The organism is Paenibacillus sp. FSL M8-0212, assembly GCF_038004645.1.
In the GTDB taxonomy this organism is placed as follows: domain Bacteria; phylum Bacillota; class Bacilli; order Paenibacillales; family Paenibacillaceae; genus Paenibacillus.
The window spans coordinates 4970077-4987332 of sequence record NZ_JBBORP010000001.1; the positions used below are offsets into that span (position 1 = coordinate 4970077).

At 46.5% G+C, this 17256-nt stretch carries 18 protein-coding genes; 14 read left to right on the forward strand and 4 right to left on the reverse strand.

The features are described from left to right. Window positions 1–291 precede the first annotated feature (291 nt). The 4 genes from MKX68_RS21870 (at window position 292) to MKX68_RS21885 (ending at window position 3757) form a co-directional block, all read left to right on the forward strand. Window positions 292–1281 (forward strand): metal ABC transporter solute-binding protein, Zn/Mn family, encoded by a 990-nt coding sequence (locus MKX68_RS21870; protein WP_340914081.1) that lies wholly within the window; start codon window positions 292–294, stop codon window positions 1279–1281. Between the two features lie 99 nt (window positions 1282–1380). Continuing rightward, entirely contained in the window at window positions 1381–2139 is a 759-nt protein-coding gene (locus MKX68_RS21875) for a metal ABC transporter ATP-binding protein (RefSeq protein ID WP_091018152.1), read from the forward strand. Window positions 2140–2191: 52 nt separating this feature from the next. After that, window positions 2192–2995: a metal ABC transporter permease gene (locus MKX68_RS21880; RefSeq protein ID WP_017687569.1), complete on the forward strand. Its 804-nt coding sequence runs from the start codon at window positions 2192–2194 to the stop codon at window positions 2993–2995. Between the two features lie 48 nt (window positions 2996–3043). Beyond that, a complete protein-coding gene (locus MKX68_RS21885) occupies window positions 3044–3757 on the forward strand; it encodes a cytochrome c biogenesis CcdA family protein (protein ID WP_036614418.1) in 714 nt (237 codons plus the stop codon). A gap of 146 nt (window positions 3758–3903) precedes the next feature. Here MKX68_RS21885 and splB read toward each other — a convergent pair whose 3' ends face one another. Then, on the reverse strand, window positions 3904–4974 hold the full coding sequence (splB, locus tag MKX68_RS21890; protein ID WP_338587763.1) for a spore photoproduct lyase: 1071 nt from the start codon (window positions 4972–4974) through the stop codon (window positions 3904–3906). Window positions 4975–5166: 192 nt separating this feature from the next. Between splB and mntR the strand changes: the two genes are divergently transcribed. The 3 genes from mntR (at window position 5167) to MKX68_RS21905 (ending at window position 8509) form a co-directional block, all read left to right on the forward strand. Beyond that, complete coding sequence (gene mntR, locus MKX68_RS21895; RefSeq protein WP_062835284.1) at window positions 5167–5595, forward strand: transcriptional regulator MntR; 429 nt, start codon at window positions 5167–5169, stop codon at window positions 5593–5595. A gap of 210 nt (window positions 5596–5805) precedes the next feature. Then, window positions 5806–7416, forward strand: a complete 1611-nt coding sequence (locus MKX68_RS21900; protein WP_340914082.1) for a family 10 glycosylhydrolase — start codon at window positions 5806–5808, stop codon at window positions 7414–7416. Between the two features lie 91 nt (window positions 7417–7507). After that, window positions 7508–8509 carry a patatin-like phospholipase family protein gene (locus tag MKX68_RS21905; RefSeq protein ID WP_091028801.1) on the forward strand — a complete coding sequence of 334 codons (1002 nt, stop codon included), beginning with the start codon at window positions 7508–7510 and terminating at the stop codon, window positions 8507–8509. Window positions 8510–8569: 60 nt separating this feature from the next. Here the strand turns inward: MKX68_RS21905 and MKX68_RS21910 are convergent, their stop codons facing one another. Then, window positions 8570–8902 carry a hypothetical protein gene (locus MKX68_RS21910; RefSeq protein WP_036614407.1) on the reverse strand — a complete coding sequence of 111 codons (333 nt, stop codon included), beginning with the start codon at window positions 8900–8902 and terminating at the stop codon, window positions 8570–8572. A 5-nt stretch (window positions 8903–8907) separates the two neighbouring features. Continuing rightward, the gene (locus tag MKX68_RS21915) at window positions 8908–9900 is read right to left on the reverse strand and encodes a DUF1385 domain-containing protein (protein ID WP_124116156.1); all 993 of its coding nucleotides are present in this window, start codon (window positions 9898–9900) and stop codon (window positions 8908–8910) included. 213 nt (window positions 9901–10113) lie between these two features. Here MKX68_RS21915 and MKX68_RS21920 point away from each other — a divergent pair, with 213 nt between their 5' ends. The 5 genes from MKX68_RS21920 (at window position 10114) to MKX68_RS21940 (ending at window position 14639) form a co-directional block, all read left to right on the forward strand. After that, the gene (locus MKX68_RS21920; RefSeq protein WP_339782918.1) at window positions 10114–10692 is read left to right on the forward strand and encodes a YqhR family membrane protein; all 579 of its coding nucleotides are present in this window, start codon (window positions 10114–10116) and stop codon (window positions 10690–10692) included. A gap of 76 nt (window positions 10693–10768) precedes the next feature. Beyond that, window positions 10769–11212 (forward strand): type II 3-dehydroquinate dehydratase, encoded by a 444-nt coding sequence (aroQ, locus tag MKX68_RS21925; protein WP_340914083.1) that lies wholly within the window; start codon window positions 10769–10771, stop codon window positions 11210–11212. Between the two features lie 39 nt (window positions 11213–11251). Then, window positions 11252–12325 (forward strand): M24 family metallopeptidase, encoded by a 1074-nt coding sequence (locus MKX68_RS21930; RefSeq protein WP_340914084.1) that lies wholly within the window; start codon window positions 11252–11254, stop codon window positions 12323–12325. A 312-nt stretch (window positions 12326–12637) separates the two neighbouring features. Further along, the gene (gene efp, locus MKX68_RS21935) at window positions 12638–13195 is read left to right on the forward strand and encodes an elongation factor P (protein WP_017687580.1); all 558 of its coding nucleotides are present in this window, start codon (window positions 12638–12640) and stop codon (window positions 13193–13195) included. A 190-nt stretch (window positions 13196–13385) separates the two neighbouring features. After that, a complete protein-coding gene (locus MKX68_RS21940; RefSeq protein WP_047843625.1) occupies window positions 13386–14639 on the forward strand; it encodes an aspartate kinase in 1254 nt (417 codons plus the stop codon). Between the two features lie 87 nt (window positions 14640–14726). On the opposite strand, the gene MKX68_RS21945 is transcribed toward MKX68_RS21940, so the two are convergent. Then, the gene (locus tag MKX68_RS21945) at window positions 14727–15476 is read right to left on the reverse strand and encodes a 2-phosphosulfolactate phosphatase (RefSeq protein ID WP_340914085.1); all 750 of its coding nucleotides are present in this window, start codon (window positions 15474–15476) and stop codon (window positions 14727–14729) included. A gap of 263 nt (window positions 15477–15739) precedes the next feature. Here MKX68_RS21945 and spoIIIAA point away from each other — a divergent pair, with 263 nt between their 5' ends. Both spoIIIAA and spoIIIAB read left to right on the forward strand, forming a co-directional pair. Continuing rightward, a complete protein-coding gene (gene spoIIIAA, locus MKX68_RS21950; protein WP_340914086.1) occupies window positions 15740–16744 on the forward strand; it encodes a stage III sporulation protein AA in 1005 nt (334 codons plus the stop codon). After that, window positions 16737–17255: a stage III sporulation protein SpoIIIAB gene (spoIIIAB, locus tag MKX68_RS21955; protein ID WP_036614389.1), complete on the forward strand. Its 519-nt coding sequence runs from the start codon at window positions 16737–16739 to the stop codon at window positions 17253–17255. The genes spoIIIAA and spoIIIAB overlap by 8 nt, the downstream gene beginning before the upstream one ends. The last annotated feature ends 1 nt before the right edge of the window (window position 17256 follow it).

The following is a 17256-nucleotide window of genomic DNA, read 5'->3' on the forward strand; positions in this document are numbered from 1 at the left end:
TCAAAGTCTGTCATAAAAATGACACAAGGTGGCCCGATATAATTCGGGTCCCTTTTTTTGTTGATATAATTCGCAACTTGAGGGAAGAGAACAAGCATATACTGTTATGAACTCCGTACTTCAGGAAAGAATGAATAGGACGGGATAGCTTGACAAGTAGGTTCAGGTTACCTATAATTCTTTCAGTAATGTTTACGATTAAGAGATGCGGAGTGAATCATAATGACATTTTATAAAGTGCAACATCAAGTTCAGTCTAACCGGACTGGGAAGACGAGCAAAAGAGGCAACATGAAGGTACTGTGGACGGGTTTGCTTATTCTCACTTTGCTGGTATTGTCAGCGTGTGGGCAGGATAGTTCCAATAGTGCGAAGATTGTGGAAGGCAAGGTAAACGTTGTGACGACATTTTATCCTGTATATGCTTTTACGACTGCAATCGGTGGTGAGGATGCCAATGTCATTAACCTGCTGCCAACAGGAGTAGAGCCACATGACTGGACTCCGAAGAGTCAGGATATTGTTAATACGTCCAAGGCACAGCTGTTTTTCTATAATGGAGCTGGACTGGAAGGATGGGTGCCGAATTTCCTGAAGTCGCTGAATAGCGATACAGAGGTGAAGTCTGTTGCCGTCAGTGAAGGTGTTAAGCTGTTAACCGCTGAGGGTGATGATGGGCATGGTCACGGTGAAGAGCACGAAGACGAGCATGCGGAAGAACATACAGATGAGGCTACCAGTGAAGATGTCGCTGATCATCATATTGATCCACATACGTGGGTTAGTCCGAAATCAGCCATGATCATGGCTGAAAACATCAAAAATAGTCTGGTCGAGGCAGATCCCGATCACAAAGCAGGTTACGAACAACGTTATGAAGAGCTTCGTACGAAGCTTGAGACGCTGGATCAACGTTTTACAGATGAATTGGCTACCGTACCAAACAACGAAATTGTTGTCTCGCACCAAGCATTTGGCTACCTTGCACGTGATTATGGATTAACCCAACATGCCATTATGGGACTTTCCCCGGATGCTGAACCGACAGGACAGGATATTGTGAAGCTTGCGAAACTGGTTAAAGATGAAGGCATTAAGTACATTTTCTTCGAAGAGCTGGTATCTGATAAATTGGCGAAAACACTGGCAAGTGAAGCAGGAGTGGAGACCATGGTCCTTAATCCGGTTGAGGGATTGACCAAGGAACAGGCAACAAACGGGGATGATTATTTCACCCTGATGGAGAAAAATTTGCAAAATCTGCTGATCGCATTAAAATAAGATAGAATGAAGGATTCAGATCGAAGAGTCTTTACCGTTCACGGTGAAGGCTCTTAGGACGCTATGGGATTCTTATATATAATGAAGGGCGGCTTTGCCATGCAGCAAATCATGCCACTATGTCATGATCCAATTATAGAGATCGAGAAACTATCATTTTCCTACGGGGACCAGCGAGTGATTGAGAATCTCGATTTTATGGCCCAAGAGCGGGACTTTGTCGGGATTATCGGTTCCAATGGGGCGGGTAAAACGACATTGCTGCGTATGCTGGTAGGACTTCTTCCTCCTGCGCAGGGAGATATCAAACTATTCGGACAGTCGATCCGCAGGTTCAAGGACTGGGACCGAATCGGTTATGTGCCGCAAAAGAATGCATTTAACCCGTTGTTCCCTGCGACCGTTCGTGAAGTGGTTATGTCAGGCTTGTACAATAACAAAAACATGTTTCGTCGTATGTCTCGCAAATGCCAGCAACAGTGCACGGATGCGATGCAGGTCATGCGGATCGAGGATCTGGCGAACAAACGTATTGGTCAACTGTCCGGCGGACAACAGCAGCGTGTATTTTTGGCACGAGCGCTTATCAATCACCCGGATCTGTTGATTCTGGATGAACCTACCGTAGGTATTGATGCTGAATCACAGGCCAGTTTCTTTGAACTGATTACCCATATGCATGAACATCACCGTATGACTTTTCTAATGGTGTCTCATGATATGGATCGGATGGAGAGTTATCTGGGTTCTGAAGCTGCGGTAACGAATGGCAAAATTAATTTTCATGTCCGTCATTCGCATGAGGTACAGGATTGTGCTGAGACCAATCTGCAACATACCACTGCACAGGTACGCTAGCCGTATTTATGGCCCATTAGATTAGAGTAAGGCCGAAGGAGTCGTGTTTGTTTTGGAAATATTAATGAGTGATTTTTTTCAGCGTGCCCTGGCGGGTGGGTTGTTAATTGGCATTACCGCTCCGTTAATCGGACTGTTCCTGGTCTTACGGCGGTTATCCATGATCGGAGACACCTTGTCTCATGTGACCATTGCCGGTGTTGCACTTGGATTCCTGATTGAAGTGTATCCCATTGCGGTGGGCTTGATATTTGCCGTGCTTGCTTCATTTGCGATAGAGAAATTGCGCAAAGCGTACAAGAGTTACGCCGAATTATCGATTGCCATTATCATGTCCGGTGGTGTGGCTCTTGCTTCCTTGTTCTTCACGCTGGGCAAAGGATATAATGCAGATGTCATGAGTTATTTGTTCGGCAGTATATATACATTAGACGCTACGGATCTGAAGCTTGTAGGTGTGGTTACACTGATCGTGGTGATTGTAGTGGCATTGTTACATAAGGAATTTTTCCTGCTCAGCTTTGAGGAAGATGCGGCAGCGGTTACAGGGTTGCCTGTAAGAATTCTGAACATGTTAATCACTGTGATGACAGCACTTGTCATTAGCACGGCGATCAAGATTGTCGGTGCGCTTCTGGTGTCAGCGCTATTGACCATTCCGGTAGCGGTCAGCCTGTTGATGGCCCGGAGTTTCAAATCCGCCATTATTTTGTCCGTGGTGATTGGCGAAATTGCCGTAGTCCTTGGACTGGTTGTAGCAGGTATCTGGAACCTCGCACCTGGAGCAACGATTGTATTACTGCTGATCATGATGCTGATTCTGACGATGATTGGAAAAAAAGGGTTCCGAGCCTGATGACTGAACGAGCAAGCACGTGAGCCCGGGAAGGGAGACATCCGCTTCATGCCTGATGTTAATGTATGGATGGCTTTTGTAGCAGGTTTAGTCTCATTTATATCACCATGTTGTCTTCCGCTGTATCCATCATACCTCTCCTACATTACAGGTATGACGGTGCAACAATTGAAGGATGACCGCAATCAGCGCGAAGTCCGCTTTAAGACCATGACGCATACGCTGGCGTTTATTTTAGGCTTCTCGGCTGTGTTTTATTCACTTGGCCTTGGTGCGGGACTGTTTGGTCAATTTTTCAACGATAACCGCGAACTGATTCGGCAATTGTCTGCGATTCTGATTATGCTTATGGGGTTATTTTTGCTTGGGGTGTTCAAGCCGCAGTTTCTAATGAAGGAACGAAAGCTGGATATGAAATGGAAACCAGCAGGCTATCTGGGCTCTTTTATATTTGGCATCGGTTTCTCAGCAGGCTGGTCGCCGTGTATTGGTCCTATTCTAACAGCGATCATTGCGATGGCTGCAAGTGAGCCCACAACCTGGCTGGCGTTGATTACAGGTTATACTGCTGGGTTTGCCATCCCGTTTTTCATTTTGGCGTTTTTCATTGGTTCGACACGCTGGATCTTACGGTATTCCAATGTCATGATGAAGGTCGGGGGAGCATTAATGTTGTTCCTTGGGGTATTGCTTTTTACAGATCAGATGACAAAGATTACGATCTGGTTGCAGCAGATTACACCAGACTGGATGATTATTTAAACGGATGAACGGAATTTAAGTTTTATTATGTATGACATAGCAGGCTACATGTTACCCGAGACACTCTGGGTCATGTAACCTGCTTTTTAATCGTTTGTTAGAAATGCTTTTAACTGCATATGATTTTGGGCAATCCTGTTTTTCGTTTAGGTGAAGTAATCAATATTGGCTAGTGGAAAATGTTCAAAGATCCGTTCCGTTATGAATTCGCGCAGCGCATCTTGCTGGTCATCCTTATACACATACTTGTACTGACCCCAGCGGCCCCATTTCATCTTGCGTTTCTCAATATCCATCTCCAGCTTGGTTTTAGGATAACGCTTCTCAATCGTTGCTTTAGCCGTTTTGGTAAAACGGTGCTGGATCATCTCAAACGTAAGATCCTTGGTTGCTTCCTCTGGAAGTGTATCTGCCAACTTCTGCAAAAGCTCCGAGTATCCTTCTTCCCAGCCTTCATACCACATAATAGGAGCGATAATGAATCCCAGGGGATAACCGGCGTGTGCAATTTTGCCAGCAGCTTCAATGCGTTCCTCAAATCTGGAGGTAGCCGGTTCAAAGTTTTTGATGACATAATCCGAATTGACGCTAAACCGGATACGGGTGTGACCGTTATGCTTGATGTTCAGCAACGGATCAACGTGATGATATTTGGTTACAAAGCGCAAGCGTCCGTATTCTTCATCTGCCATAAAACGGATCAAGTCACTTAAATTTTCCGTGATATGCTCGAGTCCTACCGGATCAGACGTACAGGCGGCTTCAAATCTTGTGATCTCAGGCGCGCGTTCTTCGATGTATCCTTTGGCAGCCTGAATGATCTCCTCAGTGTTAACGTAGACACGGACATAAGGCTTGGCACCAAGGGTAGTTTGAAGATAACAATAATGGCAGTGCCCCATACAGCCTGTAGAGATGGGAATGGCATATTCCGCTGAAGGTTTCGACTGGTCAAACTTGAGTGTTTTGCGCACACCAACGACCAGAGTACGCTTTGCCATCCGATATTTTTCTTGTTCGGTTTCACCCGGCAGGTTTGTGATTCGGTTATGGGATGTGGTCATCTGATAAGGTATGTTTTTGGATGTCACCCACTCCATAATCCGTTTGCCTTTATCATATTCCAACGCACCGGGTTCAAAATACACCAAATCGGGAATAAAGGGTTTAGTACCTTTTGCTTTACGAACTGGCGGTGAGGCTACACTTGTACTCACGAAATCACTCCTTTCGATGCGGAACTTTGTTTAGTTTGCCTCGTTTGGGTAGAAGTCACGCCTGCCAATTACTTGTGTAAGAGCGCGCTGCGAACTGTGCAGGACTTGCCAATGCGTATTGATAACATGTATCATTATAAGATAGGGACCAGGCACGAATAGGGGCCGGTCAGAGAGAAAAGAGGGAAGCAGATGCCAACGCCCAGTATGGAAGATTATTTGGAGCGTATATACAAATTAATTGATGAAAAGGGCTATGCTCGTGTGTCTGATATAGCTGAAGGACTGGAAGTACATCCTTCATCGGTGACGAAGATGATCCAAAAGCTGGACAAAGACGAGTACCTGATCTATGAGAAGTACCGCGGACTGGTGCTTACGCCAAAAGGCAAAAAGATGGGCAAACGTTTGATGGAGCGCCATCATCTGCTTGAACAATTTTTGACAACGATTGGTGTTCAGGAAGAAAATATCTACAATGATGTTGAAGGCATTGAACATCATCTGAGCTGGGACTCCATTACATGCATTGAGTCCTTGGTTGAATACTTCCGTCAGGATGAGAGTCGGTTGCGTGACCTCAAAAATCTTCAGGACGTCATGAGTAATACGGAGTCTTAAGTTTCAGCAGTGGTTTCAACATGGTGATATACAATGAATCGTATCCTGTGATCAAAGGATGCTTCTTGCCGTTTTAATGGCAGGAAGCATTTTTTTGTTTGGATTAACACCATAATTTGGTGATTTTTCGCAACTAAACGAAGGGTAGGAGCGTCTATTAAACTAGTAGAATTTACCGCAAATTTATAATGATTTTGGAGGACTGCACTAATGAACGTTCGTAAAGGATTGATGCTGCTGCTCATTTTTGTACTTGGATTACAGACAGCAGGCATGACGGCACAAGCAGCCGGGCAGAAGGAAATCGCTATTTTTCTAGACGGCAACCGTTTGGAATCGGATGTATCACCCTACATCTTGCCCAAAGTAAATGTAACGATGGTACCTCTGCGTGTTATTAGCGAAGGACTGGGTGCGTCTGTTTTATGGTCTCAAGCTACTCGTACCGTGACCATTCAGAAATCCGATTCAGTCATCTCTATGACGAGCGGGCGCCAGCAGGCGACCGTGGATAACGCTGTATTTGGTCTGGATGCATCGGTCGAATTGAAACAAGGTCGGGTCATGGTACCCATTCGATTCGTCAGTGAGAATCTTGGCATTCGAGTGAACTGGAATCAGGCAGCCCAGACCATTGATCTGTACACAGGAGACGAATCAGTCCCAACTCCTGAACCAACCCCGGCAACCCCAGCGGAGCCTGGAGGTACGGGCACTGTACCAGCTTCTGAAGAGATGCGGGGAGCCTGGATTTCCACTGTGAATGGAGACTGGCCTACATCCGGTGCCAAGGGAAATGTAGAGAAGCAAAAACAGGAGTATACGAAACAGCTAGATACTTTGCAAGGTATGGGCATTAATGCCGTATTTGTCCAAGTGAGAGCCAATGGGGATGCCATCTATCCTTCAGGTCTGGTACCTTGGAACAGCGTATTGACAGGAACACAAGGTAAAGATCCAGGCTATGATCCCCTCGCTTTCATGGTTGAGGAAGCTCACAAGCGGGGCCTGGAGTTCCATGCCTGGTTTAATCCGTTTAGAGCGACCAACTCAGCGAGTACAACGAACTTGGCTGCAAATCACATCTCCAAACTTCATCCCGACTGGATTGTGAATGCATCCGGCAAAATGTACATTAACCCGGGTATCCCGGAAGCCAGACAGCATATTATCGATACAATCATGGAAGTGGTCAATCAGTATGATATTGATGGTGTACATCTGGATGATTATTTCTATCCATCCAATGTGACTTTTAATGATGATGCCGCCTTCAAAACCTATAACACATTGAATACGAAAGACCGTGCTGAGTGGCGTCGGGACAATATCAATCAGTTCGTTAAGCAGCTCGGACAGAGCATTCACCGCGTGAAAGCTAACGTTGAATATGGAATTAGTCCATTTGGTGTATGGCGTAACAAATCCGTTGATCTGACTGGCTCTGATACCAAAGCAGGAGTAACCGCGTATGATAGCATGAATGCAGATGTGCGGACATGGATTAACCAGGAGTGGATCGACTATGTCGCTCCTCAGGTGTATTGGAGTATGACACTAAGTGTAGCCAGATACGACAAAGTCGTGGACTGGTGGGCGAATGAAGTGGCTAACACAAATGTAAAATTGTATATCGGTCACTCTCCTTATAAGTTAGGTACGCCGGAAATTGGCTGGCAGACTTCACAGGAGATCATCGATCAGCTGAACTACAACAAGAAGTATGGTTCGGTCAAAGGGGATATTTTCTTTAGTTCACAGTACTTGACGAAGAACCCTCTCGGCTTGATTGCCAAATTAAAAGCCTACTATGGTCTATAAAACATTTTAACAATACAGTGATAAGACAAACCCTTGTTCTCATAGAGTGGCAGTAGAAACGTGGCTGCCTGGAGAACGGGGGTTTTTTGTTATGTTAATTAACGCGGTATTTGAAGGTGGAGGCGTCAAGGGAATATCGCTTGCGGGTGCTGTGCAGGGTGCTCAAGATTGTGGCATTCAGTTCAATCGAGTGGCCGGCACGTCATCCGGCTCCATTGTAGCTGCTCTGCTAGCGGCGGGTTACCGGGCCGAAGAGATGAAAGTCATTATTGAGAATACACCCTTTGTTTCATTGCTGCGTCGTTCCCCCATATTTAATACCCGATGGATCGGACCCGCAGCAAGGCTGTTCTTGAAGAAAGGACTGTATTCGGGAGAAGCGCTGGAATCATGGATTCGCAAGATGTTGGAGCAGAAAGGGATTCGCACATTCGCTGACTTGCCGCAAGGCAAGTTGCTTATTACCGCATCCGATATATCCAATGGGACCATTCTGGTGCTGCCGGACGATATTCGTCGGTTCGGCATTGATCCTGCGAAGCTGGATGTGGCAAAAGCCGTACGTATGAGTTGCAGTATTCCGTATTTTTTCGATCCGGTAGTCATACGCAAATCGCCAGTATTCTCCAAAGGACTTCCTTTTCAAGATCAGTTCGTATATGTAGTGGATGGTGGATTGCTTAGCAATTTTCCGTTGTGGCTCTTCGATGGGGATCGTACGGAACGAGGAGGAGACGTTATTCCGGTTGTCGGATTCAAAATGGTGGGGAAGACGGAAGTGGAACCTGCCCGGATTAAAGGACCGTTAAGCATGCTTCAGGCCCTTGTGGAGACGATGCTCACAGCACATGATGAACGCTACATCGAACAGATTAACCGGTTTCGGACAGTGAAGATACCAACGCTTGGGATTAAACCAACGCAATTTCATTTATCGTTACAGGACAGCACGGCCTTATATCGATCAGGTACTACCGCAGGGAGTGAATTTTTCAACGGGTGGAATATGAAAGTGTATGATGAACAGCTGGACAAACAAAGAAAAGAATTGCGCAAGAAACAGGCAGAAGCTCCGCCTCTGATTCCTGTATAAACGCGAAAAAAGCAATTCTCCGCATATTGGGAGAACTGCTTTTTTGTATATCAGTAACTTTTAATGAAATTTCGGTATATCTTCATCGCTTTTACCTTTTTGTCCCTGAATCACTTGGAAAGGATAATCCTTGCGTTTCTTAGAAGAGCCGCTGCTCTTTCTGGCACTGGACTGTGCATTGACTTTCGCCATGGTTCGAGCCGATGGCTTGATCTTTGGTGATTTGGTTTTGCTTGCCCAGCGACGAGGCGGATATTTGTACAGCAGGAATACAGCTCCGAACACGACCAGAGGAATAATGATCCTGGATGGACTAGCGTTCCCCAGCCAAGTCAAGACTCCAACAGCAGCTAGTGCGATGAACGTCCAAAATAAGATTGCCTGCTTGTTCATATCATTCACCCTTTCACAGGATCGAGTGTTGCAACAGGTACTTCTGACGTAGCAGAGACATTGGCAAGCTTGGCATCCAACTCACGCATACGGTTAAACGAAGCAATGGATACTTCTACCTGTTCGTTGGTCGGTTCTTTTGTTGTCAGCAATTGCAGCCACAATCCCGGGTATCCGAGATAACGCAGTACAGGAATATCACGGACTGAATTCGTGAGCTTTAACAGTTCAAAAGAAATGCCTAGCACAACTGGCAATAACAACAGACGCTGACCCATCCGTTCCCAGAGGTTATCGTACGTGAAGAGGGAGTATAGAAACACTCCAATGATGACAGTCAACATAATGAAACTGCTTCCGCAGCGGTAGTGCAGTCGGCTGTACTTTTGCACGTTCTCCGGTGTCAGTTCTTCACCAGCTTCATGTGCGCTGATTACTTTGTGTTCCGCTCCATGATACTGGAAGAGACGTTTAATCATCGGTGTCTGTGAGATTAACCACAGATAGGCGAGTAACAGGATCAGCTTAATGCCGCCTTCCAGTAAATTATGCAAAAACTGATTGTCGAATGCATTTTTGAATAGAAAATTCTCGATAACAACAGGAAGCAATGTGAGCACAACTTTACCAAAAAGGAATGAAAGGATGGCTACGGCGGTCACACCAATGATCATGCTGAGACTCCAGCCTGAACCTTCTTTATCTTTTTGCTTGGCTTTCTCTTCCGGTTCCAGTTCATCATCAGCATAGGCGTCAGCAGAATAATTGAGATGTCTGCTACCTTTGACACTTGAATCTATAATGCTGACAATTCCGCGTAATAAAGGAATCCGCCGCAATTTCGTGACCCAGGACTTGTCTTGCTTGGGAACTTCCAGATACGTAATTTCGCCGTCTTTTCTACGAACAGCTGTAACGTTGACATGTTTCCCACCGAACATTACGCCTTCAATGACAGCTTGCCCCCCATAGCTGACAGGCTTGGATTGTTGAGGCAAATTATTCACCTTCCTATTCTGTTCTAAGCCTTCGCGATCAAAGGCAGTTTAATAACCCTATTGTATCGAATTTTGAGACCAATTTCTAGTTTGTGAGTCAAACCTTGAAGGATGTTGTTAAGATTGTCCTGTTTTGAACATACTACCTCGTAGAATCGGAGCGGAAATTCGAGGCATAATGCGGGATTATCAACTGAATGAAGGAGAATATCGATGACAGAACGTAAGCATGAAGATACATCACAAGATGAAGGTCAACGTCCGAAAGAACGCCAGCAAAAAGACAAGGGCAGGCGCCCTACCCAGAGGCAAGGTCAAGCTCACTACTACACGAAGCCATTTTCCTTTGCGTTAGAGCTAGGCTTTTTTGCCGGTTTTATATGGGGTGGGCTACATTGGCTATTCTATCTGTTGCATTTTACAATTGTACCTGTCGGATTTCTGGCCGAGCCTTTTTTCAAACATGAATATATATATACCGCAGCAGGACATTTGACAGGCTGGCTGTTTTTTATCGTCTTTTCCATCTTGGCATCCTTGCTTTACACGTTCACGATTAGAAAATTGAAAGGGCCTATACCTGGCATGGTGTATGGAATTGTCTGGTGGCTGATTCTCTTTGTACTGGTCGGACCAAAACTGGGTATGATGAAACCTTTGAACGGTTTAACGTGGGATTCAATCATCACGGAACTCTGTTTCTTTTTACTATGGGGGCTGTTCATTGGTTACACGGTAGCCATGGAGTACACGGATGAACGTAAACGCGAGCCGGAGCAAGCGGGGGCATAGCGCAAAAAAGCTTCTCAATCCGGCAATGGCTGTGTTAAAATAGCAGATGGTTATTTGCAGAGAGGGTGGAGCAGCGATGAAACGAATTATTGTGATCAATGGTCCGAACCTGAACATGCTTGGTGTACGCGAACCGGGCATCTATGGAACGCTTAGTCTGAAGGATATTGAGGACAAAATTCGCAGACAGGCTGATGAAATTGGCGTCTCCATCGCTTTTTATCAATCGAACCATGAAGGGGACATTATTGACCGCATTCATGCAGCGATGGGTGAGTCAGACGGAATCATACTGAATGCCGGAGCATTTACCCATTATAGCTATGCTATACGTGATGCAATCAATGCTGTAAAAGTCCCTACGGTTGAAGTACATCTATCCAACATTCATGCACGCGAAGCGTTCAGACATCATTCAGTGATTGCAGCGGAAACAATCGGGCAGATTGCCGGATTTGGCGAAGTAAGCTATGAACTGGGATTGCTGGCTCTTGTGCGTCATCTGGACAAACAAACCTGAGCCGGGAACCCGGGAATGTGAGAGAAAGAAGGGTTACCGATGGAAAACAAACGAGTAAATAAGTTGCGTGAAGCCATGCGTGAGCGTGAACTCACAGCAATGCTGATTACAAACCCGATTAACCGTCGTTATATGACGGGCTTTACAGGCTCGGCGGGATATGTGCTGATCACGGAACAGGATGCATATCTGCTGACTGATTTCCGTTATATGTCACAAGCGCCTCAGCAAGCCAAAGGATTTACCGTTGTGGAGCATGGAGCCAAGCCAATGGATACGGTGCGCGAATTGCTGACATCCGCGAATATCAAAGCAGTGGGCTTTGAGCAGGATAGTGTTACATTTGGCACGCACTCCGCTTATGCTGAAGCACTGCAGTCTATTGAACTGAAAGCTGTATCCGGGATCGTGGAACAACTTCGCATGTTCAAGGATGAAGACGAGATCGCGGTCATGCAGAGAGCAGCAGATCTGGCAGATGCTACGTTCAGCCACGTTTTGCAGTTTGCAAAACCAGGCATGACGGAGCGTGAAGTGGATCTGGAGATGGAGTTTTTCATGCGCAAACATGGAGCAACGTCCTCTTCGTTTGACACCATTGTAGCATCGGGTGAACGTTCTGCTATGCCTCACGGTGTAGCGAGCAGCAAGGTCATCGGACAAAATGAGTTAATTACATTTGACTTTGGTGCACTTTTGGACGGATACTGTTCAGATCTGACACGTACCATTGCAACAGGTACACCTGTACCTGAACTGTGCAAAATTTATGACATTGTACTGGAAGCTCAGTTACATACGCTGGAGAACCTGAAACCGGGTATGACCGGACGGGAAGCAGATGCATTGGCTCGTGATATCATTGCAGGTCACGGATATGGAGATCAATTCGGACACAGCACAGGCCACGGTCTGGGTATGGAAGTTCACGAAGCTCCTCGCTTGTCCAAGCTTAGCGACGATGTATTGAAACCGGGTATGGTTGTTACCGTTGAACCGGGTATATATATTGACGGGCTTGGCGGCGTGCGTATCGAGGATGACGTAGTGATTACCGAGACGGGTATTCATATTCTCACGAAGTCGGACAAGAAGTTCACCGTAATCGGCTAATTTACAGCCACCAGGGACATAAGACGATTTTTAATATAGAGGAATGTACATCTACGATTGATTCTATGCGAGCGCAAACGCAGTGAAGGGGACGGAATCGATTCAGAAGAAGCGTCAGCGTTCGCCTTTGTCTCCCCATTTTCAACCTTATGTAATTCTAATCATGAAAATGGGTAGACAACAGCGATCGGAAGAACGATCCGAACCCGAAACGGTCATGTCGCACAGAGTCACCAAGCAGATGAACTCACTTTTATATTAACCCATCGTCTTATATCACCTACTTTTCAACCATATCAGGAGGGATTTTTTGTGATTTCAGTAAACGATTTTAAAACAGGCTTGACCGTGCAAGTAGATAACGATATCTATACCGTGCTTGATTTCCAACACGTTAAACCAGGTAAAGGCGCTGCCTTCGTACGTTCCAAATTGAAAAACCTGCGTAACGGTAACACCGTTGAAAAAACATTCCGTGCAGGCGAAACGATTGGTCGTGCCATCATCGAAAACCGTGGCGTATCCTACCTGTATGCAAGCGGTACAGAGCACACGTTCATGGATAACGAAACTTATGATCAGTTCACATTGACTAGTGATCAACTGGAATGGGAATTGAACTTCCTGAAAGAAAACATGGTCGTTAAGATTGTTAGCTACCAAGGTGAAATCCTCGGAATTGACTTGCCAACAAGCGTTGAGTTGAAAGTCATCGAGACTGAGCCAAGTGTTAAAGGTAACACTGCACAAGGCGCTACCAAAAATGCAAAAGTGGAAACAGGCTTGAACGTACAGGTTCCTTTGTTCATTAACGAAGGTGACGTTCTCCTGATTGACACACGTGAAGGTAAATACTCTTCCCGTGCGTAACTTTCACAATCTGTAAGCTAATAAACGGTATTAACAACCCTTTGCCATTCCTTTGGCAGAGGGTTTTTTCGAAAAAAGATTAGCCTATCAGGCGCTTTCGTAATATACTGGGTTAAAGTCATTTCTCGTAGAGAATAATGACGATGGACATTAATTATGCATACTGCACAAGGTAGGGAGTGGATTTGCGTTGTCATTGTACGTCATGAAATTTGGGGGCAGCTCGGTCGGAGATACAGAACGCATGAAGCGTGTAGCCGGACGTGTTGTAGAAAAAGCTGATGAAGGACATCGGTGTGTAGTTGTGGTTTCGGCCATGGGGGATACAACAGATGATTTGATTGATCAGGCAAAACAACTGAATAGTGATCTGCCTGCTCGTGAGATGGATATGCTCTTAACGACAGGAGAACAGATTTCGATCTCTTTGTTATCCATGGCTATTCAAGCGCTCGGACGTAAGGCGGTATCGTTTACAGGCTGGCAAGCGGGATTCCGCACAGAGCCGGTTCACGGAAAAGCACGTATTCATGATATTCAACCTGACCGTGTGAATGCAGCACTTGCCGAGGGCAACATTGTTATTGTTGCAGGCTTCCAGGGCATGACGGAAGACGGCGAGATCACAACGCTTGGTCGTGGTGGTTCGGATACAACAGCTGTAGCGCTGGCGGCAGCAATTAAGGCTGATGCGTGTGAGATCTATACGGATGTAGACGGAATCTATTCTACGGACCCGCGGATCGTTAAGGTTGCACGCAAGCTGAAGGAAATATCGTATGACGAAATGCTGGAACTTGCTAATTTGGGAGCAGCGGTGCTGCATCCGCGTGCAGTAGAGTACGCGAAGCATTCCGGTGTACCTTTAATTGTAAGATCCAGCTTTAACCATAATGAAGGAACGGTTGTGAAGGAGGAAGCAGCAATGGAACAAGGCGTAGTGGTTAGTGGTATTGCCTATGACAAAAATGTGGCTCGCATCAGTATTCTGGGTGTGCCGGATGTACCAGGAGTTCTGGCCGAAGTATTTGGTGCGCTTGCGTCCAATCAGCTGGATGTGGACATTATCGTTCAGAGCGGAGTGATGGATGGCAAAGCGGACTTCTCTTTCTCTGTTGCGCTGTCTGATCGTGAGAACGCATTACGTGTCATTGAAGGCCTTCACAGCCGTTTGCCTTACCGTGAAGTCACATCAGAGGAGAACCTCGTTAAAATCTCCATTGTTGGCGCAGGTATGGTCAGTCACCCTGGTGTAGCTGCGAAGATGTTCAAAGTCATTTCCGCTGAAGGCGTGAGCATCAAGATGGTGAGCACTTCCGAGATCAAAGTATCTTGTGTCATTGACGGAGATAAGCTGCATGACGTCATTAAGGCATTGCATACAGCATATGATCTCGACACTGCAGAGCAAGCTGTTATCGGCGGACCTCAAGATCGCAGATAAGGTGTTTTATGTGTATGTAAATTAGCAAAGGTGTACTGTTGCCAACGGGCAGCAGCACACCTTTTTTTGTTTTTCTCATAACAATTCTCACATCAACTTGAACATCTTTCCCCCGCGTATGCCTCTATAAGGTTGCATGCGGTTCCCCTCCCCCATCTCGGGAACACAATCCAGCAGGTTTAATTGAGAACAATACGAAATATCATGAACTCTGCCTAACTTCTCAAGCCTCCGTCCGCTAACAGATCTCTGCACCAGATCCGGGATGCTCTCCTGACTTTGGGATACCGCTTGATGAAGCACGATGCCGAGATCGTTTAATTGGAGGGGAGAAAAGGATTGACGCTGAAGTTCGTCGATGATACATCCAGCACACAACCCGTCCTCCAGAGCAAATTCATCCTGGTTCCCCGCACATAACAGCAATACATCTCGTTGAAGTTCACATAGAGCTGCTGCAACAGCCTGCACATTGAGAAATGAACCAGCGAATACATGTTTCCCCTTGGAAGCCTTAATCAAAGCTCGTGTTCCATCGGTTGTGGTTAGAATGATTGTTTTATCTGCAATGCCTGCAGTCATATATTCATAGGGGGAATTCCCCACTTCGAATCCGGTGATTTTTTTGTCAAAACGCTCCCCGCCTCGAATGCAATCTTTCACTTCCATTTGTTTGGCTTGTGGAACGGTCTCTACGGCAATCACAGCCGAAGCGTCATACGCCAGAGCCGTAACAATCGTACTGGTCGTACACAATACATCAATGACAACTGCACTTCGCCCTGCAATATCAATGGTACGTACTTCATTCACATTGCCAACGACATCAACTCGCACTCCCCACAACTCCTTTCTGTATCTGGGGATCGGTAGTTCTGTTTTGAACCGAAATGGAACTTACCTATCTGCAATTACTATATGCATGCACATCTAGACGGGTGCCTAGAACAGAAGGTGGATCTATGGTTTCAACTCTCAACCGTATTCTAAAGAATTGATAGATTTCAGCGTCATAAATTAAATGTACAGGCATAAACTTGAGATATGAACAAGCGCCAGAAGTGTGAACCAAATGATCTCAAGGTTGGAGGAGCCTACTCATGAAGGTGAACTGGAGGGAACTTTTTCCGGAACCGATCCGAACCATTCTTGGAAGAATGCCACCCGCTCTATTGGAACAAGTGGAGGAAGTACGTATTCGTGAAGGCAGGCCCCTGGAGATTAATGCAGGCAACACATACCACTTCCTGACACCTCAAGGTTGTCCGACCGGGAATCCTGAAGAAGCGTATGTTCCTCAGAAAGAAGTGACGCACAGGTTGCTGGACCTGATCAGTAACCATTCACTTTATACATTGGAAGAGGAACTGCGCAAAGGGTTCATCACCATACCTGGGGGACATCGAATCGGGCTTGCTGGACGAACGGTACTAAGCGGTGGGCGTGTCGAATACCTGCGTGATATCAACGGGTTTAACGTTCGGGTAGCTCGTGAGGTACATGGAGTGGCTGATCGTATTCTTCCTTATCTTCTCGATATGAAGAGCGGACAGGTCCTGCACACGTTGATCCTATCACCACCACAACAAGGGAAAACGACGTTGCTGCGAGATCTGGCGAGACAAATTAGCAGTGGTACAAAGCTTACAGGGGGCAATGAACTGGTTCAGGGAATACGTCCGCGGCTGAAAGTGGGCATTGTGGATGAAAGGTCCGAAATCGCTGGCAGCTACAAAGGAGTACCTGGATTCGACGTAGGTCCGCGAACAGATGTGATGGACGGTTGTCCGAAGGCTGAGGGCATGATGATGATGCTTCGCTCCATGTCGCCCGATGTCCTGATTGTGGACGAGATCGGTCGTCCGGAGGATGCCGAGGCGGTGATGGAAGCCCTGCATGCAGGAGTCTCTGTGATCGCGACTGCTCATGGCCGTGATCTATCGGAGCTGTCGGCCAGACCCGCCCTCAGAACCTTAATTACGGAGCAGATGTTTCAACGTTATGTCCAGCTGCAACGGACGAGCCGGGGCATGACCTTCCGGCTGGCTGATGGCAAAATGCGTGGGTTGCAGCAGACCGGGGCAGGAGGTGAAGCCTTTGGTTAACATGTTTGGTGCGGTAATTATTCTGTTAGCCAGCACCCTCGCCGGTTTTTACAAGGCCAGACAGTATGCATTAAGACCGAGACAGTTGCGAGAACTCATTGCAGCCCTCCAGCGACTAATGACGGAGATTAACTATGGGCTCACTCCACTTCCCGATGCCATGGGCAAGATGGGAGCACAGACCAAAGAACCTGTAAAGACGCTGTTCCTTCATGCAGCCACACAGATGGAACCTCCTCATGGACTCACTGCCCGGGAAAGTCTGCAGTCAGGCGTGGATCTGGCGTGGGGAAGATCGGCCATGAAGGCTGACGAGAAGGAAGTGATGCTGCAATTAAGCTTCAGCCTTGGCACAAGTGACCGTCAGGATCAGACCAAACATATATCGTTAGCCATTCAACAACTAATGCATGAGGAATCCCGTGCCCAGGCCGATCAAATGAAATATGAACGAATGAGCCGAAGCCTCGGGATGCTTGTCGGAGCGTTAATCGTCATTCTGATCTTCTGAA